Source organism: Kitasatospora sp. NPDC085895, from assembly GCF_040702125.1.
GTDB lineage: Bacteria > Actinomycetota > Actinomycetes > Streptomycetales > Streptomycetaceae > Kitasatospora > Kitasatospora arboriphila.
Genome location: NZ_JBFBJY010000079.1, coordinates 1 through 26,541, shown reverse-complemented (window position 1 = coordinate 26,541; position 26,541 = coordinate 1). Strand labels below are relative to the sequence as shown.

The window sequence follows — 26,541 nt, the reverse complement described above, 5'->3', positions numbered from 1 at the left end:
GAGTGTTCATAGTGATGCCCGGCCGTCTCTGAGCCGAACTCTCAATCACCCCAGCTGTCCTGAGTTGCCGCCGGCTCTGATTGTTAGCGCTAACACTCAACTCCCGCCACCAGCAAAGGAGCCCACCCTTGGCTGTTCGAACACGGCTGCGCCGCGCCCGGCGCGCCCTGCTCGCGTCCGGGACCACCGCCGTCCTCGCCGTGGCCCTCCTCGCCGGCACGGAAGCAACCTCGCAGGCCGCCACCCAGGGGCCGTGCGACATCTACGCCGCGGGCGGCACGCCCTGCGTCGCGGCCCACAGCACCACCCGTGCCCTCTACGGTGCCTACAGCGGAGCCCTCTACCAGGTCCGGCGGGCCTCGGACGGCGCGACCAGGGACATCGGCCCGCTGAGCGCCGGCGGCTACGCCGACGCCGCCGCCCAGGACACCTTCTGCGCCGCCACCACCTGCCTGATCACCGTCGTCTACGACCAGTCGGGCCGCGGCAACAACCTCACCCAGGCACCCGCGGGCGGGGCCGCGGGAGGCCCCGACGACCTCGCGCCCGCCACGGCCGCACCCGTGAAGGCCGGCGGACACCCGGCCTACGGCATCTACGTGGCCGCCGGCACCGGATACCGCAACAACCACACCTCCGGGATCGCCACCGGCGACCAGCCCGAAGGCATGTACGCCGTCCTCGACGGAACGCACTTCGGCGGCGGCTGCTGCTTCGACTACGGCAACGCCGAGACCAACAACCTCGACACCGGAAACGGCCACATGGAGGCCGTCTACTTCGGCGACAGCCGGATCTGGGGCACCGGAGCCGGCAACGGCCCCTGGGTGATGGCCGACCTCGAGAACGGCCTGTTCTCCGGCGCCGACGTCGGCTACAACGCCAACGACCCGAGCGTCAGCCACCGCTTCCTCACCGCCGTCGTCAAGGGCGGCCCGAACCAGTGGGCCATCCGCGCCGGCGACGCCCGGTCGGGAGGGCTCTCCACCTTCTACAGCGGTGCCCGCCCCAACGCGTCCGGCTACAACCCGATGCACAAGGAGGGCGCCATCATCCTCGGCATCGGCGGCGACAACAGCAAGTCCTCGAGCGGCACCTTCTACGAGGGCGTCATGACCTCCGGCTACCCCTCCGACGCCACCGAGAACGCCGTGCAGGCCAACATCAACGCCGTCGGCTACCAGACGGCCCCCGTCACGTCGAGCGCGCTCACCGTCGGCTCCCGCATCTCGCTCCGGGCCACGACCGCCTGCTGCACCGCGGACTCGCTGCGCCGCAACACCGACGGCACGGTGGCCATCTCGCCGATCAACGCCGCCAGCCCGGCCGCCGACAGGACCGCCGCGGGCTGGACCGTCCGCGCCGGACTGGCCGACAGCAGCTGCCTGTCCTTCGAGTCCGCCGCCGCCCCCGGCCAGTACCTGCGCCACTCCGGCTTCCAGCTCCACACCGCCGCGAGCAACGGCACCGCCCTGTTCATGCAGGACGCGACCTTCTGCCCGCAGGCGGGCCACAGCGGCCAGGGCATCTCCTTCCAGTCGGTCAACTACCCGAACAAGTACCTGCGGCACTACGCCTACACCGGCTACCTCGCCGGCGACGGCGGCAGCAACACCTGGGACAACGCCACCAGTTGGAGCGAGGACACCAGCTGGCTCGCCGCCCAGCCCTGGTCCTGAGCCCCGCGTCACGGTCGTGAGGCCTGCCCCGGTCGTGAGGCCTGCGATGCCGCCGGGAGGGCCGGCACCGCCTGCTCCTCGGCGGTGCCGGCCCCGTCCGGACGGGACGCCCCGGCAAGAGGCTGCCGAATTCCGGTTATCGGCGCGGTGCGGGCGGATCTCCTGATCGTGCGGCCCGGTCGGCCGCAGGACGGCGGCGCGGACGCGCAACCCCGTTCCCGCCTGCTCGAAAGGCTCACCGTGACCCGTGACTGGAAGGGCCACCGCCCGCTGCTCGCCTGCTCCCTCGCGCTGGCGGTCGGTGCGACCGCCCTGCTCGGCCTGGCCGCACAGGGCTCCTCGGCGCAGGACTCGTCGGGGCGGGTCGCGTCCACGCAGCCGGGCGGTTCCGCCGCCGGTCACTCCGCCGCCGACCACTCGGCCGCGGGTCACGGCGCAGCCGCTGCGCCCCCGGCGGCGGCCGGCAAGCACGGTGGGCACGCGATGGCCGGCACCGACGGGCTGGCCCCGGAGCGCGACGGCTACCGCCTGGAGCCGCGGGTCGCCGGCCTCCCCGCCGCGCGGCCGGTGGGCTTCCCGTTCGTCGTCACGGGCCCCGACGGCCGGCCGGTCACCGAGTTCGCGGAGTCCCAGACGAAGCGGATGCACCTCTACGCGATCCGCTCGGACCTGACCGGCTACCAGCACCTGCACCCCGTGATGGCGGCCGACGGCACCTGGACGGCCGACCTGGCCGCACTCGATCCGGGCGTCTGGCGGGTGTACGCCTCGTTCGTACCGGCCGTCGGGCCGCACCGGGGCACGGAGTACGTGCTCGGCAGCACCGTCACGGTGCCGGGCACCGCCACCGCGGCTCCGCTCCCGGCCGCGGCCGGCACCGCCGTGGCCGACGGCTACACGCTGACCGTCCAGGGGGACCCGACGCCGGCGGAGGCCTTCCCGCTGACCGTCACCGCCACGGGTCCGGACGGCAAGCCGGTCACCGACCTCCAGCCGTACCTCGGGAGTTACGCCCACCTCAGCGCCTTCCACGAGGGCGACCTGGCGCTGGCCCACCTCCACCCGATCACCCCGGTCACCGCGGGCGGCGGCGGCCCGGTGCTGACCTTCTACGCCCTCCTCGCGAAGCCCGGGAACTGGAGGGTCTTCCTGCAGTTCCAGGCCGGTGGCCGCCTGCACACCGCGGCCGTCACCCTGCGGGTGCCGTAGCGCCTGTCCGGCGGGGCCGGGCCGTGGTGGGCCGGTCCGCGCCGGGGGCCCGGGGTCAGTACGGCTCTTCGCGCCACTCCAGGCAGGTGGGCCGCCGGCCGCCGGACAGGACGAACTCCTTCACGGCCTGACGCACCAGGCCGATCGGGACCTCCGTCGGCTCCAGGAACTCCCGGGGGTAGGTGACGACCATGTAGGTCGCCACCGGGGTGGTGGCCTCGCCGGCCGGGATCAGGGCGCCCTCGTCGCCGGTGCTGTAGGAGAGGATGCCGACCTGCCCGCCGGCGCGGACCCCGGCCAGGAACTCGTGGTCCGGCCGGCCCGACGGCAACAGCGGGCGGTCCAGGGAGACCAGGTGGGCCGTGTTGCGCAGCGGGCCGCCGGCGATCAGTGCGTCGACCATCGCGTCGACGGCCTCCGCCGAGTCGAGCAGCACCGGTGCGCCCGAGTGCTCCTCGGTGAAGACCGCCTCCGTACCCCGCAGCGTCCCGTCCCCCTCGCCGTCCCGGGTGGTCATGTGCCGGAGGCGTCCTGGTGCGGGGCGACGGCCTGCTCCAGCAGACCGTGCAGGACGCCCTGCTCGTCCGGGGTGAGCGCGGAGAGCGGGGAGTCCACGGCGAGGAGTCCGAGGAGGCGTTCGCGCAGCGCGGTGCCGTCGGCGGTGAGGACGAGGTGCTTGGCCCGGCGGTCGGTGGGGTGCGGCCGGCGCTCGACGAGCTGCTGCTTCTCCAGTTTGTCGACGACGAAGGTGGTGTTGGAGGGCTCGCAGCTCATCCGCTCGGCGAGCTCCCGCATGGTCATCGGCCCGCTCATCTCCCGCAGCGCGGTCGCCTGGGAGGCGGTGAGGCCCAGGGTGGCGGCGCGTGCCCGCACGTGTTCGGCGATGCGCTGGGCGAGTCCGTTCACCAGGCCGCACAGCTGCCGCTCGGCCACGGCCTGCGCCTGCGCCTGCGCCTGCGCGTGCGCCAGCGTCGGTGCCTGTGCCTGCGGGGACGTCGTCATGCCCCCCAGCCTAGCAAATCCGTCCGATCCAAATAATTGCAACTTGAATGGTTCGAACTTGATGCATATGGTGGGCGTCGCCGCCGCGGGGGACCGCGGCAGGCGGCTGACGTGCATTCACAGGAGGGGAACCATGACGGACCTGACGACGACCCGGGGCGGACGGCTGAACCGGCCGGGAGCGATCCGTTCCGTACGACTGGGCGGGACCAGGGTGTCCTACGTGCCGGACGGCGACGTGCGGCTCCGGCCGCTCGACCTGCTCCCGGACACCACCGCGGAGGTGTGGGCCGCACACCCGGAGTACCTGGACGCCGCAGGCCACCTCGTGGGCAGCGTCGGCGGTCTGCTGGTGGAGCACGGCGACCGCGCGATGCTCATCGACGCCGGTTTCGGCCCGCGCACGGCCGAAGCCCCGGCCGGGCCGGTCGGCGTCATCCACGGCGGCGCCCTGCTGGAGAACCTCGCCGCACTCGGCCGCGGACCCGCGGACGTCGAAGCGGTCGCCTTCACCCACCTGCACTCCGACCACCTCGGCTGGGCGGGCCTCCCCGCCCCCGGCACCGACCGGCCGGCGTTCGCCCACGCCGACCACCTGGTCTCCGAAGCCGAGTGGGAGCGACAGGACCTGCTGGAGGCCCAGGGCACGGCCGGACAGGCCGCCGTCTTCGCCCCACGGGTCAGGACGGTCACCGACGGGCAGGAGGTCTTCCCCGGCGTCCGCGTGCGGATCACCCCCGGCCACACCGTCGGGCACGCCGAGTACGTGATCACCGGGGGCGGACGCCGTCTGATCGCCTTCGGCGACGCCGTGCACTCGCCGATCCAGATCGACCACCCCGAGTGGTCCGCGGCCTTCGACCACGACCCCGCCGGGACGGCCGAGCACCGCCGCCGACTCGTCGCCGAACTGGCCGAACCGGACACGATCGGATTCGGCGTGCACTTCGCCGACGTGGTGTTCGGCCACGTCCGCCGGGACGGCCGCGGCCCGGCCTGGAAGCCCCTGGACGCCTGACCCGCCGGGCGGTGCCCGTCACCCGTCGGCGCCGCCCGGCGCCACCGCCACGGCCCGGACCCTGACGTCCGGGCCGTGCCGGAAGTGCAGGGTGAACTCCACCCGTTCCCCGGCGCGCAGGGCCGGCGGGCGGACGACCAGCAGGTCGACCCCCTCGGGCGACATCCGCACCTCGGCCCGGGCGGGCACGGCCAGCCCCGCGACCGGCTCCCAACTGCCGGTCGCCCCGCGGTGCACGTGCCGCTTCAGCACCACCCGGCCGGTCGGGCCCCAGCTCGCCCCCGTCAGCTCGTCCGGCACGTCGCCCGGATTGCGCAGCACGAAGAACGCGGCCGTCGCCACCGGCCGGACCGCGCCCGCCACCGGAACCAGGATCCGGCCCTCGCCCGCGACGACCGGCTCCGGCCGTCCGGCCCGGCCGGCGGACGTCCAGGCGCTCAGCAGCACCAGGGCCGCCGTCACCGCGGCCGCCGGCGGCAGCACCACCGCCCGGTTCACCGGACACCCCGCGAGGGCCGCCAGGTGCGCAGCCGCAGACTGTTGGCGACCACCAGCAGTGAACTCGCCGACATCGCGAGCGCCGCGAGCACCGGATTCAGCAGGCCCAGGGCCGCCACCGGCAGCAGGACGGCGTTGTAGCCGAACGCCCAGAGCAGATTGGTGCGGATCGCCGCCACGGTGCGTCGGGCGAGGCGCACCGCGACGACCAGCGACTCGATGTCGCCGCGGACCAGCGTCAGCCCCGCCGCGCCGATCGCCGCGTCGGTACCGCCCGCGAGGGCGACGCCCAGATCGGCGGAGGCCAGTGCCACCGCGTCGTTGACGCCGTCCCCGACCATCGCCACGCGCCGCCCGGAGGCCTGTAGCTCGGCGATCACCTCCGCCTTGCGCTCCGGCGAGGCCGCGGCGTGCACCGCGGTGATGCCCAACCCGGCCGCCACGGCCCGGGCCGGGCCCGGCCGGTCGCCGGTCAGCAGGACCGGCTCCAGCCCCAGGCCGCGCAGCCGCCGCACCGTCCGCCAACTGCCCGGCCGCACCGTGTCGCCCACCGCCAGCACGGCCGCCGCCCGGCCGTCGAGCTCCACCACCACGGCCGTCCGGCCGGCCGACTCCGCGCGGGCGAGCGCCGTGCGCAGTGGCCCGGCCGGGACCGTCACCCGGCCGGGACGGACGACCCGCACCCGCCGACCCTCGACCGTCCCCCGGACACCGAGGCCCGCCGTCGCCGCGAACCCGTCGACCGCAGGCAGTCCTGCCCCGTCGCGCAGCCGGGCCGCCGCGGCCACCGCCCGCCCGATCGGATGCTCCGAGCCGTGCTCCACCGCCCCGGCCAGCCGCAGCACCTCCGCCTCGCCGACGCCGTGCGCCGTGGTGACCTCCACCAGTTCCATCCGCCCGGTGGTCAGGGTGCCGGTCTTGTCGAGCACCACCGTGTCGATCCGGCGCAGCCCCTCCAGCACCTCGGGCCCGCGCACCAGCACGCCCAACTCGGCGCCCCGGCCGGTCGCGGCCAGCAGCGCCGTCGGCGTCGCCAGACCGAGCGCGCACGGGCACGCCACCACCAGCACCGCCACCGCCGCCGTGACCGCCGCCTGCGGATCGCCACCGGCGCCGAGCCAGAAGCCCAGCACGCAGACGGCCACCGCCAGCACGCACGGCACGAACCCGCCGGCGACCGCGTCGGCCACCCGCTGCGCCCGCGCCCGGCCGGCCTGAGCCTCGGTCACCAGTGCGGTGATGCGGGCGAGTTGGGTGTCCGCGCCGACGGCCGTGGCGCGGACCACCAGCACGCCGCCGACGTTGACCGTGGCACCGGTGACCCGGTCGCCCGGCCCGACCTCCACCGGCACGCTCTCACCGGTGAGCAGGCCGGCATCCAGCGCCGAGCCGCCCTCGACGACCACGCCGTCCGTGGCCACCTTCTCGCCGGGCCGGACGACGAACTCCTGGCCGGGCAGCAACTCGCTTACCGGGACGAGACGTTCAACGCCCGCCGCGCGGACGCACACCTCCTTGGCGCCCAGTTCGGCGAGCGCCCGCAGCGCCGATCCGCCGCGGCGGCGGGCCCGCCCCTCCAGGACGCGGCCGCACAGCACGAACAGCGGCACGCCGACCGCCGCCTCCAGGTACACGTGGGCGGCGCCGCCCGGATCCGCGGTGAGCGAGAACGGCATCCGCATGCCGACCGCGCCGGCGCCGCCGAGGAACAGCGCGTACGCCGACCAGCCGAAGGAGGCCAGCACACCCAGGCTCACCAGGGTGTCCATGGTCGCCGTCGCCTGCCGCAGGTGGTGCCAGGCCCGGCGGTGGAACCCGTACGCGCTCCAGGTCACCACCGGGACGGCCAGCAGGAAGCAGACCCACTGCCAGGCCGGGAACTGCAGCCCGGGTGCCATCGACACGGTCAGCACCGGCACGGCGAGGGCGGCCGTGACGGCCGGACGGAGCAGCCCGTCGTCGTCCCCGTCCGTCGGTGCGGCCCCGACCGGTTCGTCGGGGAGGGGCGCGGCGGTGCAGCCGGCGCGTTCCACCGCGGCGGCCAGGTCGGCGAACGGGACGCCGGCCGGATGGACGACCCGGGCGCGGCCGGTGGCCAGGTTCACCGTCGCCGTCACGCCGTCGATCCGGGCCAGCCGCTTCTCGACCCGGCCGACGCACGCCGCGCAGGTCATGCCGCCCACGGCCAGGTCGGTGACCACGCGGCCGGTCGCGGCGCTCACCGGGCCGCCCCCGCCGCATGGCCCGGCATGCCGCCGCCCGGATGGCCGGTGCCGGGCGTGCCGCCGGTGGCGGGCCGCAGCCCCGGTGCCACCGGGCCGACCGTCCTGCCCAGGGCGAACGCCCCGCCGAACACCAGGACGAGCAGCAGCACGAAGCCCGTCAGAACACGATGCGGCCGGGTACCCGGCTCCGAAGTCTCCACACCCCAGCAGTCGGGGCGGGGCGGCGGTGAGTTCCCGGGCATCCCGGACCGGACCGACCGGGGTGGAGCTGCGCCGCGGTCACGCCGCCTTCGCCGCCGTGCCCGCGACGTCCCGCAGGAGGGGGAGGAGCAGCTGCTCGTAGGCGGTGAGCGGCCGGGCCAGCGTCCAGCTGACCAGCACGGCGCGGCGCTCGGGCGCCGGTCGGACGCGGACTTCGGCGAGCACGCCGTGCCGGAGTTCCAGCCGGACGGAGCAGCGCGGCACCAGTCCGACGCCGAGGCCGATCCGGGCGGCCTCCTTGACGCCCTCGGTGCCCCACAGGTCGAGGGTGCGGGCGCCGGTCAGCTCCCAGCTGTGCAGCAGGTCGGTGAGCTGGCGGCGGGTCTGCGAGCCGCACTCGCGCAGCAGGAAGGTCTCGCCCGCCAGGTCGGCGGGGGTGGCGGTCCGGCCCGCGAGCGGGTGGTCGGCCGGGCAGACCAGCAGCATGTCGTCCTCGGCGAGCCGCTCGGAGCGGTACCGGCCGGGCGGCAGCGGGCCGCCGCTCAGTCCGATGCCCGTCCGGCCCTCCTCCAGCGCCTCGGCGAGCTGGTCGGCGGTGCCGATGGCGAGGTTGAACTGGGCGGCCGGCTCGCGGCGCCGCAGCTCCCGCAGGACGGACGGCAGGAACTGGCCGCTGACGGTGCTGGTGCTGCCGATGACCAGGGGTTCCGTCCGCAGCAGCGCCGCCGCCTGGACGGCCTCGACGGCGTGGTCGGCGACGGCGAGCACCTCCTTGCTCTGCGCGAGCAGGATCTCGCCCGCCAGGGTGGGGCGGATCTTCGGACCCGAGCGGTCGACCAGCTGGGTCCGCAGGGCTATCTCCAGGTTCTGCACCTGTTTCGACACCGAGGACTGGCTCAGGAACAGCACTTGTGCGGCGGCCGAGAACCCTCCGCACTCGATGACCTTCGCGAAAACCGCCAGTTGGTTGAGGTTCAGTCGCATCATGGCCTCGCTCGCGTCCGGAGGGTTGGGACACAGGGGCCGGCGCGGCAGCCCGCGGTACCGGCCGGTACGGCAATGTACCGTGCACCGGGCCCGTGTCACAGGCGGTTCACCTGCAAGATCAACAGGTCGTGTGCGCCCGTTCTCCTTGCCCTGCACCCGGGTTGACGAGCGGTCGGGCCGGTCGGCGGCCGCCGCGACGGCCCCGGGTCGCGCCGGGCCCGGAACCGGCGAATGGCAAAGGATTGGCAAAGGTGCGGGACGAAACCTCGATCCGGCCCTCTTCTCACGGTGACCGGCCCGCCCGTGGCCGGCAGTTCCCCGGGAGGTGGTCCGGTGCACGCTTGCCCCAGCGGTCGACCGGCAGTGCATTCCCCGTCCGGCGCATCCGTGCGGCGGACACCCGCCCAGTCCGGCGTCCCCGTGCGCAGGACGCCCGCCCCGGCCGGCCGCCGCGCCGACGCCGCCGAGTCCGGCGACCGCCCCCCGCGGTGCAGGCCCGGCAGGCCGTGGAAGGAGGCGTCGTGGATTCACTGACCCTGCCCGGCGGCGGCCGCGGCGAACTCGTCCGGCGCCCGCCCTCCGCGCCCACCGACAAGCCCCGGGCCCAGGCGGGCCCCGGAGTCGTCCAGGCGGTGGCCCTCTCCGCCGTCCCCGGACCGCCACCGCCCGGACTCTCCACCGCGAAGGTCGTCGCCTACCTGCACGGACCCGAGCCCTACCTGCTGATCCCGGACCCGGCACCGAGCATGCGCCGCAACCTCACCCGCTGGCTGCAGGGCCGCGCGGCCGTGGTCGGCCCGGTGGTCTCCCGGTCCGACGCCGGAGCCTCGCTGCGCTGGGCCCGCACCCTGCTCTCGCTGTCCCCGCAGTGGCCGGACGGCGCAGGGGAACTCCTCTTCGTCGAGGACCACCTGGCCGAGGTGCTCCTGCTCCAGGACCCGCTGCTGGCCGGCCGCCTGTCGGCCAAGTGGCTCGGTCGGCTGAACGACCTGACACCGCGCCAGCGCGAACGGATGGAGCAGACCCTGCTCGCCTGGCTGGAGGGCGGCGGCGCCACCGAGGCGGCGGTGCTGCTGCGCATCCACCCGCAGACCGTCCGGTACCGGCTCCGCAAGCTGGAGCGGATCTTCGGCAGCAGCCTGCGCACCTCGCAGGCGCGCTTCGAGATCCTGTTGGCCCTGAAGATCCACGGCACGGCCGCCGAATGCGCGCGGCTGCGCCGCAGAGCGGAGGAACTGCCCCCGCACCGGACGTTCGGCCCCCGCCAGGACGTCCGCCGCAGCCGGTGAGTGCTGCGCGCCCCGACCGCCCCGGGATTCCGTGACCTTCGACCGGTGTCCCTGGCCGTCGCCGTATCTGTCCATTGTTGATGAATTCCCCGACGGGGCGCCCCCGCGTTCCGTAGGGTTTTCACCGCGGTCGCCGGGACCGTCCGAAAAGGAATTCCGGCGGCGGCCGGTGCGATCACCCTCTCCGGCGTGATAGGAAACCGATGTCATCTTCCAGGAAGAAACGCGGAACCGAGAAAGGCGTCTACGGCCTTCCCAGGGTGAGCCGTCTCCCGAGGTCGTTCGCCACGCTCGCGATCATCGTGGCCATGATGTCCACGGTGACCGCGCTGGTGGTCCCCGTCGTGAAGTCGGCGGGCTCCTACCGGACACCGCAGGCGGGCGGCGCGTCGCCGGGAACGACGACGCAGACCGCGACGGGTCCGCTGACGGCGCTCGACCGGGACTTCGTCAAACGGGTCCGGCTGGCCGGACTCTGGGAGATCCCCGCAGGTCGGATGGCCCTCGCCAAGGGTGGTACGCCCGAGGTCAAGACCGCCGGCCAGCACCTGGTCGACGGGCACACCGCGCTCGACCGGGCCGACCTGGAGGCGGCCGCGGCCCTGGGGATGGACGTCCCCAGCGAGCCGAACGACCAGCAGAAGGGCTGGCTGCAGCAGCTGGACGCGGCCCAGGGCGCCGAGTTCGACCGGCTCTTCGCGAACATCGTGCGCAATGCCCACGGGCAGGTCTTCGCGGTGGTCGCGCAGGTGCGCGCCAGTACCCAGAATTCCACCGTCCGGGATCTGGCGACCGTGGCGAATTCCACGGTGCTCGACCACATGACGGTGCTGGAGGAAACCCGGCTGGTCAATTACGGCGGACTTTCCGCGCTGCCCGCGGGATCCGCCTCGCCGAGCCCGAAGCCGGCCGGACAGCGCTGAACGAAGCCGTGGTCCGCAGTGCCGGACACATGCAGTGAATACCCTGTCCACGACTACCGAGAGTGCGAATATGAGGACTCACAAACGTGACAAGGCCGGGCGCAGAATGCTGGCCCTGATGCTCTCCGGGGTGCTGGCGGTCGGCGGTGGATCGGTCATCGCCGCGGCCGCGTTCGCCGGGCAGCGCCCCGCCAGGTCGCAACAGGCCAACGGCCAGACGGGCACGGTCGCCTGCGCCGACGTCGGGCTGGGCCTGACCGCGGTGCCGGACGCTGCCAAGGCGGACGTCGACCGGGACCTCGCCGACCTCGACGTGCAGGTCGCGGACGCCTACCGCAGCCTCTCCGAGCCCGGCTCGGGGGGCGGCGAGAAGCGGGTCATGGGCGACCTGGCCGCCAAGCGGTCCGACACCCTGCGCAAGCTCGCCGCGAGCGCCGGAAAGGACTCGGGCCTGCCGCAGGACACGTCCGGACTGGCGAACTGCGCCATCCGCAAGGACCTGGTGGTCGACGCCTCCACCAAGGACTACGCCAACGACGCGCAGAACGTCGCCGCGCAGAGCAAGAGCTCCGGCGGGTCGAAGTCCGGCCCCGGCCGCGGCTTCGTCGACATCCGCAACGTCGCCCCGAACACCGCCCGGCCCGCCCGCAGCGGACCCGCCACCGGCACCTTCACCTCCCGCTGCGGACGCAACGAGAACCGCCACCTCAACCCCGACAACGTCATCGTCGCGCCCGGCGTCGGCAACGGAGCCCACCACATGCACGACTACGTCGGCAACCGCATCACCGACGGCTTCTCCTCCAACGGGAAGCTCGCCGGTGCCGGCACCACCTGCTCCAACGGCGACCAGTCGGCCTACTACTGGCCGGTGCTGCGGCTCCTCGACGGCACCAACGACAAGGACGCCAAGGCACCGGGCGGCGGCAAGGACAAGAACGTCGGGCGCATCCTGCAGCCCGCCGAGGTCGGGATCACCTACAGCTCCCCGAACGGCAGCCGCGTCCAGCCGATGACCCGCTTCCTGCGGATCATCACCGGTGACGCCAAGGCCCTCACCAACGGGCCGGCCAACGCCCACGCCTCCTGGAGCTGCACCGGCTTCGAGGACCGCCAGCTCGCCGACAAGTACCCGATCTGCCCGGGCGGCAGCCGGGTCGTGCGGACGCTGAAGTTCCCGGACTGCTGGGACGGCAAGAACATCGACAGCGCCAACCACCGCACCCACACCGCCTTCTCCAAGAACGGCAGCTGCCCGCGGAACTTCCGGGCCATCCCCCAGCTGGTCGAGCGCGTCGCCTACGACGTGCCGTCCGGCGCCAAGTTCGCCGTCGACAGCTTCCCCGAGCAGCTCCACAACCCGATCACCGACCACGGCGACTTCATCAACGTGATGAACCGCAACCTGCTGGACCAGATGGTGAGTTGCATCAACGAGGGTCGCCGCTGCGGCTGATCCGTCGGGCCGCCCCGGGCTCACCCCGGGCGGCCCGGGCCGCGACCCCTCGCGCGGCCGGCCCGGTGGCACCGGGCGCCATTCGAGCAGAGCAAGGACACAGCCGGAGGGCTCAGCGATGTTGACAGGTCAAGGACGCCGATCCTGGCATTCGGCCGCAGGGCCGGCGCGAGCGGGCCGAGCGGCCCGAACACGCCAGGCGAACCGGTCGGACCGGGCCGCGCGCAGCGAGCAGGCACCCGCCGCGGCCGCGGCGGACCGGCCCGAGGCCGGCGGCCGGCAGCCCCGTTCGGTCTGGTCGTTCCTCCCCGTGCTGGCGGCGGGGCTCGGCCTCACGGCCGTCGCCGTCAACGGCGCACTGCAGGCCTTCCTCGGCATCGCCGCCGGGGTGCTCGCCCTGGTGTCGTTCACCTCCGCCGTGCTGTGGGGGCTGGCGGCGACCGACCGGCTGCTGCTGTACCCCGTCCACCGGCTCGCCGCCCAGGCGATCCACCGGGTGATGGGCATCAGCGGCGTGGTCTTCCTCGTCCTGCACGTGTGGATGAACCTGATCCAGGACCAGATCGGCGCCCTCGGCGCGTTCGTCCCCTTCGCCGACCCGCAGAAGCCGGTGCTCTACGGCCTCGGCGTGCTCTCCGGCTACGTGCTCCTCACGGTCGCACTCGCCGGCGCGGCCCGCGGCCTGCTGGCCCGCACCGGCGACTCGCGGCGCTGGCGGATCGTCCACGTCCTCGCCTACCCGGCCTGGGGCGCCGGCCTGGTCCACGGACTCAACGCGGGCCGGCTGCCCGCCACCTACATCACCGTCATGTACTGCGTGGCCGTGGTCGGCGTGATCGTGGCCCTCGGGCTGCGGATGGCCTTCCAGGACCGCGGCGCCCCGCGCCGTCCTGCCACCGCCGTCCGGCCCGACACGGCCGGCCGGCCGACGGTCGGCGCCGGCACCGGACGACGCAGGCAGGACGGATGAGCGGCGCCCCGATCGCCTGGCTCGGCCGGCCCGTGCTCTTCGCCGGCCTGGAGCACAGCGAGCAACTGGACTACCGCGAACACCTGGTCGTCCACGGCCGGCTGTCCCCGATGAAGGCCGAGGACCTCGCGGACCTCGCCGAGAACGTCGACCTTCGGGGTCGCGGCGGCGCCGGCTTCCCCTTCGCGAGGAAGCTCCGGGCCGTCGTCAAGTCGGCCGCCCGGCGCCGTACCCGCCCGGTCGTGGTGGTCAACGGAACGGAAGGAGAACCGAGTTGTCTCAAGGACGCGGCCCTGCTGCTGCGCACCCCCCACCTCGTCGTGGACGGGGCCCTGCTGGCAGCCGAGGCCCTGGACGCCGAGCAGGTGGTGCTCGGGGTCACCCGCGCCGACACCGAGCAGTCGCTGCGCCGGGCGCTGGCCGAGCGGCGGACGACCCGGGTGCCGGTCAACGTCGCCCGGCTGCCCGAGCGGTTCGTCTCGGGCGAGGGGAGCTCGCTGGCCCGCGGCATCACCAGCGGGATCGCCCTGCCGCGCGGCGGCAAGGTCCGGACGAGCGACAGCGGCGTCCGCGGCCTGCCGACCCTGCTGTCCAACGCCGAGACGTACGCGCAGCTCGCCGTCGCCGCCCGGTTGGGGGCGCTGCCCTACCGGGAGTCCGGCACCCCGTCGGAGCCCGGGACGGTCCTGCTCACCCTGGCCGGCCGCCAGGTGGTGGAGACGCCCCTCGGCGTCCCGCTCCCGCAACTGCTCGCGCTGTTCGACCTGGAGATCGGCCAGGGCGTGCTGACCGGCGGCTACCACGGCAAGTGGCTCAGCCCCGAGGCGGCCGGCAAGGCGACGGTCTCCCGGCAGTCCCTGCAGAGCCTCGGCGGGGCACTGGGCGCCGGGGCGCTCCTCCCGCTGCCGCACACCACCTGCCCGCTCGGTGAGGTCCTCCGGGTCGCCCGCTGGCTGGCGGACGAGACGGCGGGCCAGTGCGGGCCCTGCTACCTCGGTCTGCCGGCCCTGGTGAAGGAGCTGGAGCAGGTGGTGAAGGGCGGCGGCCGGCCCGCCCTGGAGGCCGTCGAGTCCCGGATGAAGGCGGTCACCGGTCGGGGTGCGTGCAGCCATCCCGACGCCGCCGCCCGGTTCGTCGCCTCGGCGCTGGAGGTCTTCGACGAGGACCTGCAGATGCACACCTACCAGTACGGCTGCGGCCGGCCCGTCCAGGACGTGCTCCCCATGCCGGTCATGGAGAGCGCCGGGACGATCGTCGTGGACTGGACCCTCTGCGAGGCGCACGGCCTGTGCACCAGCGTCCTTCCCGAGGTCATCAGCCTGGAGGCGGACGGCTTCCCCGCGGCCGGCGTCATGCCCGTCCCGCCGGAGCTGCTCCAGCAGGCCGCCCGCGCGGTCGACCGGTGCCCGGCGCTGGCCCTGAAGATCCAGTGATCCCCGCACGTCCCCGACCGAACGACCCCTGACCCACGACACCCCCGTACCTACGACACCCCTGTACCTGCGACACCCCCGACCCACCCGTACCTACGACACCCCTGACCGAACGACCTCGACCAGCGATCCCTCGAACAGCACCACCGATGGAAAGGCTAGGAAGATCTTGACGATGACCACGAAACGATACGGCCTCGTGGCGGTCTGCCTCCTGCTGGCCGGCCTCGTGCTCATGGCCGCCTTCGGGAGCGCCAACAGCAGCGCCAGCCCGTCCAACGGCAAGGCCGACACCGGCCAGTTGGCCGCGGCGGGCGGCACCCCGGCCCCGGCGGGCGGAGGCGGCGCCTACGGCGACTACGGGTCCTCCGCGCCGGCGGGCACCGCGGGCAAGCCGGGAGGCCAGCTGGCCGTCCGCGTCGACGAGAAGCTCGGCCCGGTGCTGACGGACGGCGAGGGCTTCACCCTCTACCGCTTCGACAAGGACACCGCCAAGCCGCCGGCGTCCAACTGCGCGGGGACCTGCGCCACCACCTGGCCGCCCGTGCTGAAGGACGACGCCACCACGGCGGGCACCGGCGTCGACGCCGGCAAGCTCGGCGAGATCACCCGGGCCGACGGCTCGCGGCAGCTGACGGTCGGCGGCTGGCCCGCCTACCGCTACGCGCAGGACTCCGCGCCCGGTGACACCAAGGGCGAGGGCGTGGGCGGCACCTGGCACGCCCTGGCTCCGGACGGAAGCAAGGCCAAGGCCGGCGGCGCCACCGCGTCCGCGCAGCCGACCGCCATGCCGTCGATGACCCAGCAGGCCCCGTCCGGCGTGCAGCTCTCCCTCTTCAACCACCCGCAGCTCGGCCCGATCATGGTGGACGCCAACGGCATGACGCTCTACCACTTCGCCAAGGACACCGCCTGGCCGATGAAGTCCAACTGCGAGGGGGAGTGCCTCAAGACCTGGACGCCCGCGCCGCCGGTCGACCCCAAGAAGATCAAGGGCGTGGACCCGAAGCTGATCGGCAAGATGCAGCGCTCGGACGGCTCCTGGCAGCTGAGCATCAACTGCACGCCCGCCTACCTCTACACCGGTGACAAGAGTGCCGGCGACGCGCTGGGCAACGGCCTGGCCAACGGCGCGTGGACGGCCATCAACCCGCAGGGCAAGGCGGCGGCCGGCAAGTGAGGGCCCTGAGCGCGGCCCTCGCGCCGCCCGGGGACGGCCGTTCCGTCCGCACCGCGCTGAAGTGGTCCGCGCTGGTCCTCCTGCTCCTCCTCGGGGTCTTCGAACTCCTCTGGGGGCCGGGAGGACTGGCCGGCACCTCGCAGGCCGCCCAGCGCCCCGCCGACAACTCGGTGGAGCTGCTGGCCCGGCGGATCGGCTGCACGGCCGAGATCACCGCGGACACGGCCGACCTCCGCCAGGGCCTGTGCACCTCGGGCGGGGAGGAGATCTGGATCGCCACCTTCCCGCAGGCGCGGGCCCAGCAGGCCTGGATCACCGAGGCCGAGGCCTACGGCGGGTCCTATCTGGTGGGCGACGACTGGGTGGTGGTGCTCTCCGACGCCACCGCGGACCAACTCCACGGCCTCCTGGGCGGAAAGGTGGTGAACGGGGCCGACCACAGCGGAACGCACGAGCACACCGGCGGGGGGTAGCCGGGCACGCACAGCAACCAGAGGGCGGGGTCACCGCCGGCAGCGGCCGGGGGTGACCCCGCCCTCTTGCACGCGTGTTGTCGCTGTGCGCTGCACGGGATGTGTCGGAGCGTCACCCAAATTGCTGACACTCTGTCACACAAGGAGCCCGCCGGGGGCGCTCAACCATGCAAATGCTGTATGAACTTTCCGCACTTTTCGCGGCCGTTCCACTTGACGCGGTCGCGCCAGAGTGTCGGCCGATGCGCCCACCAGCGGTGGGAGCGCGTCCGGCGGCATCGAGACGCAGCCGTGACGCGATGCACGCGATTCCCCCACATTCGGATCCGGAATCGTCCGGCGCGCTGCCGTTTTGAAGACTGTTGCACTGAAACCCGTGGGACTGGTGTGCTGTGGCCCTTCCGCCACACCGTCCCGACGGCCCCAGCAGCGAAACGCCGTCGATGCCTTTCGTCCAGGCAGTTCCCCGTCCCGGCCCCGTGCGGCCGACACGCCGGCCAGGCCCCGCGAACTCCCCCCGTGAGAAGGCCAGAGCTGAGGAGGAACAGGGTGACCCCTCGTACCAGTAGTACCCCCGAGTCCGGTTTGAGCGCGCTGAGCGACGCCGAACTCGCGGAGGCGATCGCCGCCCCGACCCCGACCGGAACCTCCCGCATCCGGGAGGTGATGGCCGAGGTGTTCACGCGGCACCACGGCGCGGTGCTCGCCTACGCCCGCCGCTACTGCCGCGACCTGCAGACCGCGCAGGACCTCGCCGCCGAGGCCTACGCCAGCACCTACCACTCCGTCGCCCGCGGCCGAGGGCCGCGGCACGCCTGGCGCCCGTACCTGAAGGCGTGCGTCCGTCGGACGGCGATGGAGTGGAGCGCCCAGACCACGGACCGCGTCCTGCTGCCGGAGGACTTCCACAGCTGGGCCGACCACCTGGCCGACGAGACGGCCACCGAGGGTGCGCAGCTCGCCGCCGAGGAGGCGGAGCTGATCGCGCGGGCCTTCCGCGCCCTGCCCGAGCGCTGGCAGGTGCTGCTCTGGTTCTTCGTGGTGGAGGGCGAGTCCGCCGCCACCGTCGGCAAGCGGATGAGCATGACGCCGAGCGGGGTGCGCTCCCTCGCCGCCCGCGCCCGGTCCGGGCTGCGCGAGGCGTACCTGCGGGCGCACGTGGACGAGGGCACCGGCCTGGAGTGCCGCTACTTCACCTCGCTGCTGGCCGGCGCCGTGCGCCGCCCGGGCCGGCGGCGCGGACGGGAGCTGGCGCGGCACCTCGACGAGTGCCTGAGCTGCGGCCGGGTGGCCGAGGAGTTCCGCCAGGCCAACCGCCGCATCGTCACCTCGTCCCTGATACCCATCGGGCCCGAGGCGGTGGCGCCCTGCTGACCCCGGCGGGCCCCCCGGCCGCCACGGCCGCCACGGCCGCCACCGGTGCCGGCCCGGCCCGCACGGGCGGCACCGGCGACCCGTCCCCGCGGTCGCGCTCCCCGGGCGGCGCCGGGGTCGGATCCCCGCCGGCCCGCCCGGCCCGCAGCACCCCCGCTCCTGTGTCCGATGAGGTCGGTGCGACTCGCTCACATTGTCTGATGGGTCATCAATACCCTTACGTGGACGGTCGATTACGAGATCGCATCGGTGTCCCTCGGGGGCCGGGAAGCGCCCGAGCCGGAGGATTCCGCGCTGCTAGTCTCGCGGCACATCCAGATCGGCACACTCTGTGACCGGCCGGATGCGTCCAGGGGGTGGGGCATGGCAGCGCCGGTGCTCGTGGTGGACTTTCGGGACGTCCTCCTCGGCCGCGGCCGTGGTGACGGGCCGGGGCGAGCGGCTGGTGAAGGAGCCGTCCAGCGGACTGCTGTCGTGGCCGTCGGCGGTCTCCGTCGGCGAGGACGGCAGACTGCTCGTCGGGTCCGCGGCGGAGAACCGCAAACGGGCGGAACCGGGCTCCTACCGGGCCGAGTTCAAACGCGACCTCGGCGAACGGGCCCCGGTCCCGCTCGGCGGCCGGCTCCTCCCCGTCACGGACCTGGTCGCCGCCGTGCTCGCCGAGTTCCGCAGCCAGGGCCGCACGGTCACCGGTGCGGAGATCGACCGCCTGGTGGTCACGGTCCCCGCCTCGTACGGGCCGGTCGACCCGCGCCGCGAGGCGATGCTCGCGGCGGGGCGCCAGGCCGGGTTCCGCAGCGTCGAACTGCTCGCCGAACCGGTCGCCGCCGCACACGCCGCCGTGGCCGGCGAACCGTTCGCCCCGGGGCAGGCCGTGCTGGTCTACGACTTCGGCGGCGGCACCTTCGACACCGCCCTGGTGCGGATCGGCGCCGACGGCGCCCGCACCGTGCTCGGCCACGCGGCACTGGACGACTGCGGCGGCCGCGACATCGACGCCCTGCTCACCGGCGGCATCGCCACCGAGGCCCGGGACTGGCTCGACCTGCTGATGGCCGCCGGCGCCACCCGGGCCAGGCTCGAACTCGGCGACTTCGTCCGCCGGATCAAGCACCAGCTGAGCGAAGCCGCCGAGGTCGAGGACTACTTCACCCCGGTCACCCCGGCCAGCCGCGTCGAACGATCCCAACTGGAAGCACTCATCGGCCCGTTGCTGGACCGGACGGTGCACTGCTGCCGCGAGCTGCTCGCCGCCCACGGGAGGAAGGCCAAGGAGGTCGACGCGGTGCTCCTGGTCGGCGGCACCACCCGCGTCCCGCTCGTCCGGGCCCTGCTCGCGGAACGGCTGAACCGGCCGCTGCGGCTGGTCGAGGACCCGGACCTGGCGGTGGTGCACGGCGCCGCGGCCTGGGCCGCCCGCGCCGACGAGCGCCGGCTGACACCCGTCGCCACCGAACAGGGCGTCGTCCCGCTCGCCTGGGGCAACGGCACCCCCGCCGAACTCACCGAATGGCACTTCGCCCCGGGCAGCAGCTACCCGGCCGGGGCCGCACTCGGCACCCTGCGGACCCCGGACGGCGCCCTGCTGGACCTGGCCGCCACCGCCCCCGGTCGGGTCGTCCGCCAACTGCGCGGCCCGGGCGAGACGGTGGCCGCGGGCGAGTGGCTGATCACGGTGGAACAGGAGGCCGGAGCGGCAACCGCCGCCCGGGAGACGGGGACGCCGCCGCACCAGGTGTCCTGGCGGCTGCTCGGCGCGCTCGGCCTGGCCGTCGGGACGGGCTTCTTCAACAACGCGACCATCAGGGACTGCACGTACCCACGGCCCCGACCGCACCGTCACCGTCCATTACAGGGACGGCCGCCCGCCCACCCGGCACCACCCGGACGAACTGCGCGACCTCACCTCCCGCGCCCGTGACGAGGACACCGCCGCACACGGCCGGCTGCGGGCGATCGACCACCTGGTGGTCAGCGACCCCAGCCCCTGCCTGCGCGCCTTCGACCTCGTCGACACCCCGGGCCTGGACTCCGTCCTCGGCGCGGACTCGGCCAACACCCTGCGCTTCCTAGGCCGTTCGGCCGACGAGGTGCGGGCGGACTCGCTCGGCCACGCCGGCCACGCGGACGCGCTCGTCCTGGTCTTCGCCCGCGGCCTGGCCCAGGGCGAGGAGGAACTCCTCGCCGACTTCACCGGCGCCGGCTTCGGCCCCGGCGGAGGAGGCACCAACGGCGGCGGCGCACTCACCACCGTCGGCGTCCTCACCAAGGCCGAGCTGTACTGGCCCGAGCACCCCGACCCGCTCGCCGAGGGCCGCCGCGTCGCGGACCGGGTCATGACCGCCGGCGGCGGCACCCGCCTGATGTACGACCTGCGGCCGGTCTGCAGCCTCGTCGGCGCGGCCGCCGGACAGCTCACCGAGCAGGACTTCGCCGACCTCACCGCCCTCGCCGCCGTCGAACCCGCCCTGCTCGCCAAACGGGCCGCCCGCGGACCGTACTTCACCACCCGCCCCTACCCCGACCTGCCCGTCCCCGCGGACCGCCGCGCCCGGCTCTTCGGCCTCCTCGCGGGCTACGGCCTCACCCTCGCCTGCGGGCTCGTCCGCGACGGCGTCCACCGGCTGCCCGAACTGCGCACCGAACTCGACCGGCGCAGCGGCCTCGCCGACTTCCGCCTGCTGCTCGCCGACCACTTCGGGGCCCGCGCCGACCTCCTCAAACTGCGCCGCATCGTCGACCGCGCCCACACCCTGCCCGCCCTCCTGCCGCCCTCCTGCCGCCCTCCTGCCGCCCGCCACCGACGCCGCCGCGGCCCGCGACCGGGCCGCCGTCGACCGGGCCGTCGGCCGCTTCGTCGACCTGGAGGTGCAGCAGCACGCCTTCCGCGAACTCACCGTGCTACGGGACTGCTACGACGGGCGCCTCACCGGCCTCTCCGACCCCGATCGGCTCGAACTCCGCCGCGTGGCCGGCGAGTACGGCACCGACCCGGCCGCCCGGCTCGGCCTCCCCGCCGGCCCGCCCCGCCCCGAACTCCACCACCGAGCCGTCACCCGGCTGGCCCACTGGGCGGCGATGACCGCCGACCCCGCCCCCTGCGGACCCGACCGGCGCGCCTGCCAGGTGCTGCGCCGCAGCCTCGAACGGCTCGTCGGCGACCTCGCGTCCCCGTGACCGGCCCGCACGGCCGGCCGGATGCAACCGGTACCGCCCGGCAGCACGTCGCTAGCCGGGGAAGGGAGCGCGGATGGACTGGGAACTGGACGTCACGCACGACGAGGTGGTGCCGCTCGGCCTCGACGGCGGCAGGTCGTCGCTCCGGGTGGTGCCGCCGGCCCCGGGGTGGCCGGCCCGCGGCCCCGTGCTGCGACTGGTGATGCCCACGGCCCGCCCGGTCGTGCGGGTGCGCCGGAGGTACGACACCGCCGACGGCCCGGCGACGCACCTGGAGCTCGTGCCCACCGTGCACGGCGGGCGGCAGTGCACGCTGGAGTTCCCGGTGGACGGTGAAGCCGGCGCCGCCGCCGCACGGTTCGAGCTGGACTGGGAGGTCCGGCGCGCACCGGACGAGCGGGAGACGGCAGGGGACGAGCAACTGCTGACCCGGATCCACCTCGTCGCGCCCGGTCCGGACGGCGGCGACCACCTGCTGGCCTCCGCCTTCCTGAGGCTCACCTGGTGCGACCCGCGGGACGGGGAGTCCCTCGGCCTCCTGCTGCGGCAGGCCGCGGCCGACGAGTCCCTGCCCGCGACCGCCCGCGCCGCCCTCGCCGAGCTGGCCGAGGCCGACCGGGCGGCCGTCCCGGCCTGCTCGTACTGCGTCCTGCGCTGGGAGCTGCGACTGCTCGACGCGGCCCACCGGGCCCGCGAAGCCGTCCGCGCCCACCCCCGCCTCGCCGCCCTGCCGGACCTGCTCGACACCTCGACCGACGACCGCACCCACCGCCGCCCCTGCGACTGCCCACGACAGAACCCCGGCCGGACCGGACCCGCCCCCGAGGTCCCCGAGGACGACCTCCGGCGCGCCCTCTCCGCGGCCCGAGCCCGCCACCGGGCCGGGACGTGATTCCGACGGAACGGGGGGGCAGACCGGGTGCGTCGGACGCCGACGGGGGCAGGCCGGCCGACCCGGCCCGCGGCTCAGCGGCAGAGTTCGGTCTCCTGCCCCATCCGGGACAGCTTCTCGGGGTTGCGCACCGCGTAGAGGCCGGTGACCAGGCCGTCCTCGAAGCGCAGCGCCAGGACGGTGTCGAGCTCGCCGTCGAGCCGCAGCACCAGCGCCGGCCAGCCGTTGACCTGGGCCGGCTGGAGCGCCCGGTCGGCGGTGAGCCGGCCGAAGCCGGCGGCCAGCAGCCGGGCCACCTTGTCGGCGCCCACGATCGGCCGGAGCACCGCCTGCTTGATCCCGCCGCCGTCGCCGAGCAGGACGACGTCCGGCGCGAGGACGTCGAGCAGGCCCTGCAGGTCGCCCGTCTCGGTCGCCCGTCGGAACGCGTCCAGCGTCTCCCGGGTCTCGGCCGGGGACACCGCCCCGCGCGGCCGCCGCGCCGCGACGTGCGCCCGCGCCCGGTGCGCGATCTGGCGCACGGCCGCGGGGCTCTTGCCGACGGCCTCGGCGATCTCCCCGTACTCGAGGTCGAACACCTCGCGCAGCACGAACACCGCCCGTTCGGTCGGCGCGAGCGTCTCCAGCACCAGCAGCATCGCCATCGAGACGCTGTCGGCCAGTTCGACGTCCTCGGCCACGTCCGGTGCGGTGAGCAGCGGCTCCGGCAGCCAGGACCCGACGTAGGACTCCCGGCGCCGGCCGAGCGTCCGCAGCCGGCCGAGCGCCTGCCGGGTGGTGATCCGGACGAGGTACGCGCGGGGTTCCCGCACCTCGGCGAGGTCGACGCCCGCCCACCGCAGCCAGGTCTCCTGCAGCACGTCCTCCGCGTCCGCGGCCGAGCCGAGCATCTCGTAGGCGACGGTGAAGAGCAGATTGCGATGCTCGACGAACGCCTCGGTGGCCGGATCCGTCCCCGCCGGGACCCCGCGCCGCCCGCTCTGCCCGCCCTGGCTGCTCCGCCCGTTCCGCCCGTTCTCCACCGGCTGCTCCTGCCCGCTCGCTCGCGTCCGCGTCACGCCCACAGGACGCCGCTCGCCGCCGCCCCGTGACACCCGCAGGCCGTGGCGCTCGTCACACCGACGGGCCGTCACACGGAAGAGGGCGGCGGCATCTTGTGGTCGCCAGTGCACACCACGAGTGAGGACGACGTCATGGACGCCCGGTTCAACCTGTTCGAGAACGAGCTCGCCACGAAGTTCGCCAAGCGGTTCGCCAACGCCGGCCTGGTGATCCACCAGTCGCCGCTGCCGCGGACCACCCAGGAACTGGTCTCGCTGCGGGCCAGCCAGATCAACGGCTGCGGCTGGTGCATCGACATGCACACCAAGGAGGCCACGGCCGCCGGCGAGGACGTCGCCCGGCTGCACCTGGTCGCCGCCTGGCGCGAGTCCACCGTGTTCACCGAGGCGGAGCAGGCCGCGCTCGCGCTCGCCGAGGAGGGCACCCGGCTCGCCGACGCCCACGAGGGAGTGTCCGACGGGACCTGGGCCCTGGTGCGCAAGCACTACGACGACGACCAGATCGCGGCGCTGGTCGCCCTGGTCGCCCTGATCAACGCGGCCAACCGGCTCGCCGTGATCGTGCACCAGAAGGGCGGCTCCTACGAGGCCGGCATGTTCGCCGCCGCCCTCGGCTGACCATCGCCCGAACGGGCCCCGAACGGCCCCGGACCGGCCCGGTCCGGGGCTGTTTCAGTCCTCCGGGACGAGGCCGGCGTTCACCGCCCGCCGCCGGAGCCGGTGGTGCCACTCGTTCGCGTCCGGCCCGGGCTCGACCGCCGGCACGGGCCCGGGGGCGGACTCCACGAGGTGCAGCAGGGACCGGGCGACGCCGTAGCAGTCGTCCGGACCGAAGCACTCGGCGAGCCGCACGGCCTCCTCCGCGGTGACCGGGCGGGCGATCGCCTCCAGCTGCCGCACCCGCCGGGCGATCTCGTCCTCGTGCGCGTCCTCGTCGGGGAGCGGGCCGTCGGCGAGGAACGCCGCCACGTCGGGTCTCATGGGCGCATGATCGCCCTCCGGTGCCGCCCGCGGCAAGCGACCCGTTCGGTCGGTCCGGCGCGGCAGCTCGGGGACGTGCGCGCCGGAGCGCCCGCATCGGTGTCAGGCTGGGCGCTGTGAAGTACATGGTGCTGATGTACGCGGACCCGGCGGCGACCGCGGCGATGACGGCCGAGCAGCGGGCCGAGGTGTTCGCCCGGCACGAGGCGCTGCACCGGGACCTGGCGGACTCCGGCGAGCTGCTCAACGGCGCCGGGCTGGCCTACCCCGCGGACACCACCGCGCTCCGGCCGGCTCGCGGGGACGGTGGCGCGGTCGCGTCGGACGGGCCGCTCACCGCCGCGGCAGAACAGCTGACCGCCTACTACGTGCTCGACTGCGCGAGCCCGGAGCGGGCCCGCGAGATCGCCGGACGGGTGGTCGACTTCCACGTCGTGGCGGTCGAAGTGCGGCCCGTCCACGACTCGTTCGGCATGGGCGGGGCCGACGGCACCGGCTGAGCCGACGCCGGTCAGACGGGCTCGATCCGGCGGCGCAGCAGGCAGAACTCGTTGCCCTCCGGGTCGGCCAGGACGTACCAGCTCTCGGTGCCGGTCTGGCCGACGTCGGCGTGCCGGGCGCCGAGGGCGAGCAGCCGCGCCAGTTCGGCCTCCTGGTCGCGGTCGGTGGCGCTGACGTCGATGTGCAGGCGGAGCTTCGTCGGCCGCGGGTCGGTGGTGGGGCCGATGACGAGGATGGGCTGCGGACCGCCGAAGCCGGTGCCGGGCGGCCCGATCTCGATGCTCCCGTCGTCCTCGCGGCCGAGTTCGACGTAGCCGAGGACCTCGCTCCAGAAGGCGGCGAGCAGGCCGGGGTCGGCCGCGTCGAGGACCAGCTCACTGATGCGGCATGCCATGCCGTCAGTGTACGGCGACGACCCGGGACCCCGGCCCGCCCGCGGTGTGTCGCGGGACGCTCCGTCAGGCGCCAGTGGTGCCGTCGACGAGCTCGCGGAGGATGTCGAGGTGTCCGTTGTGCCGGGCGGTCTCCTCGGTCATGTGCAGCAGGATCCACCGCAGGTCGAACTGGCCGCCGTCGCCGCGGGTGCGCTTGGCCACCGTGTCGAGGGGGTGGGCGGCGACCAGCTCGCGGTGGCGGGCGCACGCGGCCTCGTACTCGGCGAGCAGCTCGTCGAGCGGGCGGTCGACGGCGATCCGCATCTCCCGGTCGGGGTCCTCGTCCGTCCAGGGGCCGCGGTCCTCCTCGCCGAGGAACATGACCTCGAACCACCAGTGCTCGACCCACCGGAGATGGTTGATCAGGCCGGCGAGGGTCATCAGGGGCGAGCCGGGCAGCGGAGCGCGCCGGGCGTTCTCGGCACTGACTCCCTCGCACTTGGCCCGTGCGGTGGCGCGGGCGTAGTCGAGGAAGGTGGTGAGCTGGGTGCGCTCGTCCAGGGCAGCGGGTACGTCGGTTCGTGTCGTCATCGACTGGATGATCTTCCATGCGGCACCCGCCTGTCCAGCGGTTTCGCATACCCGCAGACCCGATGCCTCCTCGCCGCAGGCGATCTGACGGATCCTCCGGAGACCGCACGCCGGCCGCGGAGAAAAGGGGTGCCGCGGCGGCGGTGCGCACCGATAGCATCCGCCCTGCTCACCGACCCCGCCCCCGCAGAGGATCCGCATGTCCCTACCCGCACCGCAGCTCCCGTCCGACCCGTCCGCGACGGCTCCCGACCCCGGCGCGGGCTTCGCCGCGGGGCCGTTCCCGCCCGCCGCGGGGCCGTTCTGCCGCTGCTGCGGCTCGGTGCCGGCCGTGCAGGCCACCGTCCGCGGCCACCAGGGATTCCTGGTGGTGATGCGCTTCCTGAAGCTGCGCGGCCCGTTCTGCCGCGACTGCGGCACCGCGGTCTTCCGGGACATGACGGCGAAGAGCCTCTGGCAGGGCTGGTGGGGCATCGCCTCGATGGTGATCAACCCGGTCACCATGCTGGTCAACCTGGTGGCCCTGGCGAAGATCCGCAGGCTGGCCCCGCCCGTCGCGGGCGCCCCCGGTGTCCCGCTGACGCCGGGCCGGCCGCTGCTGCGGCGGGTGGAGATCCTCGGCCTGCTGCTGCCGGTGCTGGTGGTCGGCGCCATCGCGTTCACGGCCTCGCGCGACCCCGACTACGCCGACGTCGGCGACTGCGTCCACAACGGCGGCAGCGACCTGCGCCCCGACCTCGGCGTGGTGGACTGCTCCGGCCCGGACGCCCAGTTCCGGATCGTCGCCCGGTTCGAGGTGTCCGACGCCGAGGTCTGCAAGGGCTACCAGCAGACCGACGCCGCGTACGTCCAGGAGCGCGGTTCGAAGGTCTACACGCTCTGCCTGAGCGAGGTCCGCTCCTCCTGAGCCCCGACGGGCCCACGTCGTGGCCCCACCGTCGGGGCGGGCCCGCCGGGCGGGGCCCCGCGGCGCGGGGGGGCCGCGGTGGCGCGGGGCGGGGGGGGCGGGCCGCGCCCCCCCCGCCGGGCCCCCGCGCGGGCGGGCGG

28 protein-coding genes are annotated in these 26,541 nt (G+C 74.5%); 17 read left to right on the top strand and 11 right to left on the bottom strand.

Annotated elements, in window-relative coordinates; translation table 11 throughout:
* Positions 1-128: 128 nt before the first annotated feature.
* Positions 129-1,679 (top strand): alpha-L-arabinofuranosidase B, encoded by a 1,551-nt coding sequence (locus tag AB0442_RS33710; protein ID WP_366167404.1) that lies wholly within the window; start codon positions 129-131, stop codon positions 1,677-1,679.
* Between the two features lie 240 nt (positions 1,680-1,919).
* Positions 1,920-2,888 (top strand): hypothetical protein, encoded by a 969-nt coding sequence (locus AB0442_RS33705; RefSeq protein ID WP_366167403.1) that lies wholly within the window; start codon positions 1,920-1,922, stop codon positions 2,886-2,888.
* A gap of 55 nt (positions 2,889-2,943) precedes the next feature.
* Here the strand turns inward: AB0442_RS33705 and AB0442_RS33700 are convergent, their stop codons facing one another.
* On the bottom strand, positions 2,944-3,405 hold the full coding sequence (locus AB0442_RS33700; protein WP_366167402.1) for an Imm1 family immunity protein: 462 nt from the start codon (positions 3,403-3,405) through the stop codon (positions 2,944-2,946).
* Positions 3,402-3,890: a MarR family transcriptional regulator gene (locus tag AB0442_RS33695; RefSeq protein ID WP_366167401.1), complete on the bottom strand. Its 489-nt coding sequence runs from the start codon at positions 3,888-3,890 to the stop codon at positions 3,402-3,404. The genes AB0442_RS33700 and AB0442_RS33695 overlap by 4 nt, the downstream gene beginning before the upstream one ends.
* A gap of 133 nt (positions 3,891-4,023) precedes the next feature.
* Here AB0442_RS33695 and AB0442_RS33690 point away from each other — a divergent pair, with 133 nt between their 5' ends.
* Positions 4,024-4,908, top strand: a complete 885-nt coding sequence (locus AB0442_RS33690) for an MBL fold metallo-hydrolase (RefSeq protein WP_366167400.1) — start codon at positions 4,024-4,026, stop codon at positions 4,906-4,908.
* An 18-nt stretch (positions 4,909-4,926) separates the two neighbouring features.
* Here the strand turns inward: AB0442_RS33690 and AB0442_RS33685 are convergent, their stop codons facing one another.
* The 4 genes from AB0442_RS33685 to AB0442_RS33670 all read right to left on the bottom strand — a co-directional run bounded on the left by AB0442_RS33685 (position 4,927) and on the right by AB0442_RS33670 (position 8,819).
* Entirely contained in the window at positions 4,927-5,406 is a 480-nt protein-coding gene (locus tag AB0442_RS33685) for a copper chaperone PCu(A)C (protein WP_366167399.1), read from the bottom strand.
* Positions 5,403-7,628: a heavy metal translocating P-type ATPase gene (locus tag AB0442_RS33680; RefSeq protein WP_366167398.1), complete on the bottom strand. Its 2,226-nt coding sequence runs from the start codon at positions 7,626-7,628 to the stop codon at positions 5,403-5,405. Before AB0442_RS33680 ends, AB0442_RS33685 begins: the two co-directional genes overlap by 4 nt.
* A complete protein-coding gene (locus AB0442_RS33675; RefSeq protein WP_366167397.1) occupies positions 7,625-7,780 on the bottom strand; it encodes a hypothetical protein in 156 nt (51 codons plus the stop codon). Before AB0442_RS33675 ends, AB0442_RS33680 begins: the two co-directional genes overlap by 4 nt.
* A gap of 130 nt (positions 7,781-7,910) precedes the next feature.
* Positions 7,911-8,819 (bottom strand): LysR family transcriptional regulator, encoded by a 909-nt coding sequence (locus AB0442_RS33670; protein ID WP_366167396.1) that lies wholly within the window; start codon positions 8,817-8,819, stop codon positions 7,911-7,913.
* Positions 8,820-9,340: 521 nt separating this feature from the next.
* On the opposite strand from AB0442_RS33670, the gene AB0442_RS33665 reads away from it, so the two are divergent.
* The 9 genes from AB0442_RS33665 to AB0442_RS33625 all read left to right on the top strand — a co-directional run bounded on the left by AB0442_RS33665 (position 9,341) and on the right by AB0442_RS33625 (position 19,838).
* Entirely contained in the window at positions 9,341-10,108 is a 768-nt protein-coding gene (locus tag AB0442_RS33665; RefSeq protein ID WP_366167395.1) for a helix-turn-helix domain-containing protein, read from the top strand.
* 260 nt (positions 10,109-10,368) lie between these two features.
* On the top strand, positions 10,369-11,031 hold the full coding sequence (locus AB0442_RS33660; RefSeq protein WP_366167394.1) for a DUF4142 domain-containing protein: 663 nt from the start codon (positions 10,369-10,371) through the stop codon (positions 11,029-11,031).
* Positions 11,032-11,101: 70 nt separating this feature from the next.
* Entirely contained in the window at positions 11,102-12,487 is a 1,386-nt protein-coding gene (locus AB0442_RS33655; protein ID WP_366167393.1) for a DUF1996 domain-containing protein, read from the top strand.
* Between the two features lie 310 nt (positions 12,488-12,797).
* Complete coding sequence (locus tag AB0442_RS33650) at positions 12,798-13,457, top strand: hypothetical protein (protein WP_344623298.1); 660 nt, start codon at positions 12,798-12,800, stop codon at positions 13,455-13,457.
* Positions 13,454-14,890: an NADH-ubiquinone oxidoreductase-F iron-sulfur binding region domain-containing protein gene (locus AB0442_RS33645; protein WP_344623297.1), complete on the top strand. Its 1,437-nt coding sequence runs from the start codon at positions 13,454-13,456 to the stop codon at positions 14,888-14,890. The genes AB0442_RS33650 and AB0442_RS33645 overlap by 4 nt, the downstream gene beginning before the upstream one ends.
* Positions 14,891-15,065: 175 nt before the next feature.
* Positions 15,066-16,070 (top strand): SCO0930 family lipoprotein, encoded by a 1,005-nt coding sequence (locus AB0442_RS33640; protein ID WP_366167391.1) that lies wholly within the window; start codon positions 15,066-15,068, stop codon positions 16,068-16,070.
* On the top strand, positions 16,067-16,543 hold the full coding sequence (locus AB0442_RS33635) for a hypothetical protein (RefSeq protein WP_366167390.1): 477 nt from the start codon (positions 16,067-16,069) through the stop codon (positions 16,541-16,543). Before AB0442_RS33640 ends, AB0442_RS33635 begins: the two co-directional genes overlap by 4 nt.
* Positions 16,544-17,092: 549 nt before the next feature.
* Positions 17,093-17,917, top strand: a complete 825-nt coding sequence (locus tag AB0442_RS33630; RefSeq protein ID WP_363540585.1) for a sigma-70 family RNA polymerase sigma factor — start codon at positions 17,093-17,095, stop codon at positions 17,915-17,917.
* Between the two features lie 418 nt (positions 17,918-18,335).
* The gene (locus AB0442_RS33625; RefSeq protein ID WP_366167389.1) at positions 18,336-19,838 is read left to right on the top strand and encodes an Hsp70 family protein; all 1,503 of its coding nucleotides are present in this window, start codon (positions 18,336-18,338) and stop codon (positions 19,836-19,838) included.
* A gap of 148 nt (positions 19,839-19,986) precedes the next feature.
* On the opposite strand, the gene AB0442_RS33620 is transcribed toward AB0442_RS33625, so the two are convergent.
* Entirely contained in the window at positions 19,987-20,667 is a 681-nt protein-coding gene (locus AB0442_RS33620) for a hypothetical protein (RefSeq protein ID WP_366167388.1), read from the bottom strand.
* Between the two features lie 118 nt (positions 20,668-20,785).
* Between AB0442_RS33620 and AB0442_RS33615 the strand changes: the two genes are divergently transcribed.
* Both AB0442_RS33615 and AB0442_RS33610 read left to right on the top strand, forming a co-directional pair.
* Complete coding sequence (locus AB0442_RS33615) at positions 20,786-21,094, top strand: hypothetical protein (protein WP_366167387.1); 309 nt, start codon at positions 20,786-20,788, stop codon at positions 21,092-21,094.
* Positions 21,095-21,167: 73 nt separating this feature from the next.
* Positions 21,168-21,986: a hypothetical protein gene (locus AB0442_RS33610; protein ID WP_366167386.1), complete on the top strand. Its 819-nt coding sequence runs from the start codon at positions 21,168-21,170 to the stop codon at positions 21,984-21,986.
* 74 nt (positions 21,987-22,060) lie between these two features.
* On the opposite strand, the gene AB0442_RS33605 is transcribed toward AB0442_RS33610, so the two are convergent.
* On the bottom strand, positions 22,061-23,008 hold the full coding sequence (locus AB0442_RS33605) for an RNA polymerase sigma-70 factor (protein ID WP_366167385.1): 948 nt from the start codon (positions 23,006-23,008) through the stop codon (positions 22,061-22,063).
* A gap of 171 nt (positions 23,009-23,179) precedes the next feature.
* Between AB0442_RS33605 and AB0442_RS33600 the strand changes: the two genes are divergently transcribed.
* On the top strand, positions 23,180-23,665 hold the full coding sequence (locus tag AB0442_RS33600; RefSeq protein WP_366167413.1) for a carboxymuconolactone decarboxylase family protein: 486 nt from the start codon (positions 23,180-23,182) through the stop codon (positions 23,663-23,665).
* Between the two features lie 54 nt (positions 23,666-23,719).
* Here AB0442_RS33600 and AB0442_RS33595 read toward each other — a convergent pair whose 3' ends face one another.
* Entirely contained in the window at positions 23,720-24,028 is a 309-nt protein-coding gene (locus AB0442_RS33595) for a hypothetical protein (RefSeq protein ID WP_366167384.1), read from the bottom strand.
* Between the two features lie 125 nt (positions 24,029-24,153).
* On the opposite strand from AB0442_RS33595, the gene AB0442_RS33590 reads away from it, so the two are divergent.
* On the top strand, positions 24,154-24,528 hold the full coding sequence (locus tag AB0442_RS33590; protein WP_366167412.1) for a YciI family protein: 375 nt from the start codon (positions 24,154-24,156) through the stop codon (positions 24,526-24,528).
* Positions 24,529-24,539: 11 nt separating this feature from the next.
* Here the strand turns inward: AB0442_RS33590 and AB0442_RS33585 are convergent, their stop codons facing one another.
* Complete coding sequence (locus AB0442_RS33585) at positions 24,540-24,923, bottom strand: VOC family protein (protein WP_366167383.1); 384 nt, start codon at positions 24,921-24,923, stop codon at positions 24,540-24,542.
* A 64-nt stretch (positions 24,924-24,987) separates the two neighbouring features.
* Positions 24,988-25,494 (bottom strand): DinB family protein, encoded by a 507-nt coding sequence (locus tag AB0442_RS33580; RefSeq protein ID WP_366167382.1) that lies wholly within the window; start codon positions 25,492-25,494, stop codon positions 24,988-24,990.
* Between the two features lie 199 nt (positions 25,495-25,693).
* On the opposite strand from AB0442_RS33580, the gene AB0442_RS33575 reads away from it, so the two are divergent.
* Positions 25,694-26,401 (top strand): hypothetical protein, encoded by a 708-nt coding sequence (locus AB0442_RS33575; protein ID WP_366167381.1) that lies wholly within the window; start codon positions 25,694-25,696, stop codon positions 26,399-26,401.
* Positions 26,402-26,541 lie beyond the last annotated feature (140 nt).

What these genes read in the sequence shown, in the direction of transcription:
- AB0442_RS33575 (WP_366167381.1), top strand. Translation starts at nt 25,694, where the DNA reads ATGTCCCTACCCGCACCGCAGCTCCCGTCCGACCCGTCCGCGACGGCT.
- AB0442_RS33600 (WP_366167413.1), top strand. Translation starts at nt 23,180, where the DNA reads ATGGACGCCCGGTTCAACCTGTTCGAGAACGAGCTCGCCACGAAGTTC.
- AB0442_RS33610 (WP_366167386.1), top strand. Translation starts at nt 21,168, where the DNA reads ATGGACTGGGAACTGGACGTCACGCACGACGAGGTGGTGCCGCTCGGC.
- AB0442_RS33655 (WP_366167393.1), top strand. Translation starts at nt 11,102, where the DNA reads ATGAGGACTCACAAACGTGACAAGGCCGGGCGCAGAATGCTGGCCCTG.
- AB0442_RS33670 (WP_366167396.1), bottom strand. Translation starts at nt 8,819, where the DNA reads ATGATGCGACTGAACCTCAACCAACTGGCGGTTTTCGCGAAGGTCATC.
- AB0442_RS33645 (WP_344623297.1), top strand. Translation starts at nt 13,454, where the DNA reads ATGAGCGGCGCCCCGATCGCCTGGCTCGGCCGGCCCGTGCTCTTCGCC.
- AB0442_RS33590 (WP_366167412.1), top strand. Translation starts at nt 24,154, where the DNA reads ATGGTGCTGATGTACGCGGACCCGGCGGCGACCGCGGCGATGACGGCC.
- AB0442_RS33580 (WP_366167382.1), bottom strand. Translation starts at nt 25,494, where the DNA reads ATGACGACACGAACCGACGTACCCGCTGCCCTGGACGAGCGCACCCAG.
- AB0442_RS33700 (WP_366167402.1), bottom strand. Translation starts at nt 3,405, where the DNA reads ATGACCACCCGGGACGGCGAGGGGGACGGGACGCTGCGGGGTACGGAG.
- AB0442_RS33695 (WP_366167401.1), bottom strand. Translation starts at nt 3,890, where the DNA reads ATGACGACGTCCCCGCAGGCACAGGCACCGACGCTGGCGCACGCGCAG.
- AB0442_RS33595 (WP_366167384.1), bottom strand. Translation starts at nt 24,028, where the DNA reads ATGAGACCCGACGTGGCGGCGTTCCTCGCCGACGGCCCGCTCCCCGAC.
- AB0442_RS33585 (WP_366167383.1), bottom strand. Translation starts at nt 24,923, where the DNA reads ATGGCATGCCGCATCAGTGAGCTGGTCCTCGACGCGGCCGACCCCGGC.
- AB0442_RS33690 (WP_366167400.1), top strand. Translation starts at nt 4,024, where the DNA reads ATGACGGACCTGACGACGACCCGGGGCGGACGGCTGAACCGGCCGGGA.
- AB0442_RS33640 (WP_366167391.1), top strand. Translation starts at nt 15,066, where the DNA reads ATGACCACGAAACGATACGGCCTCGTGGCGGTCTGCCTCCTGCTGGCC.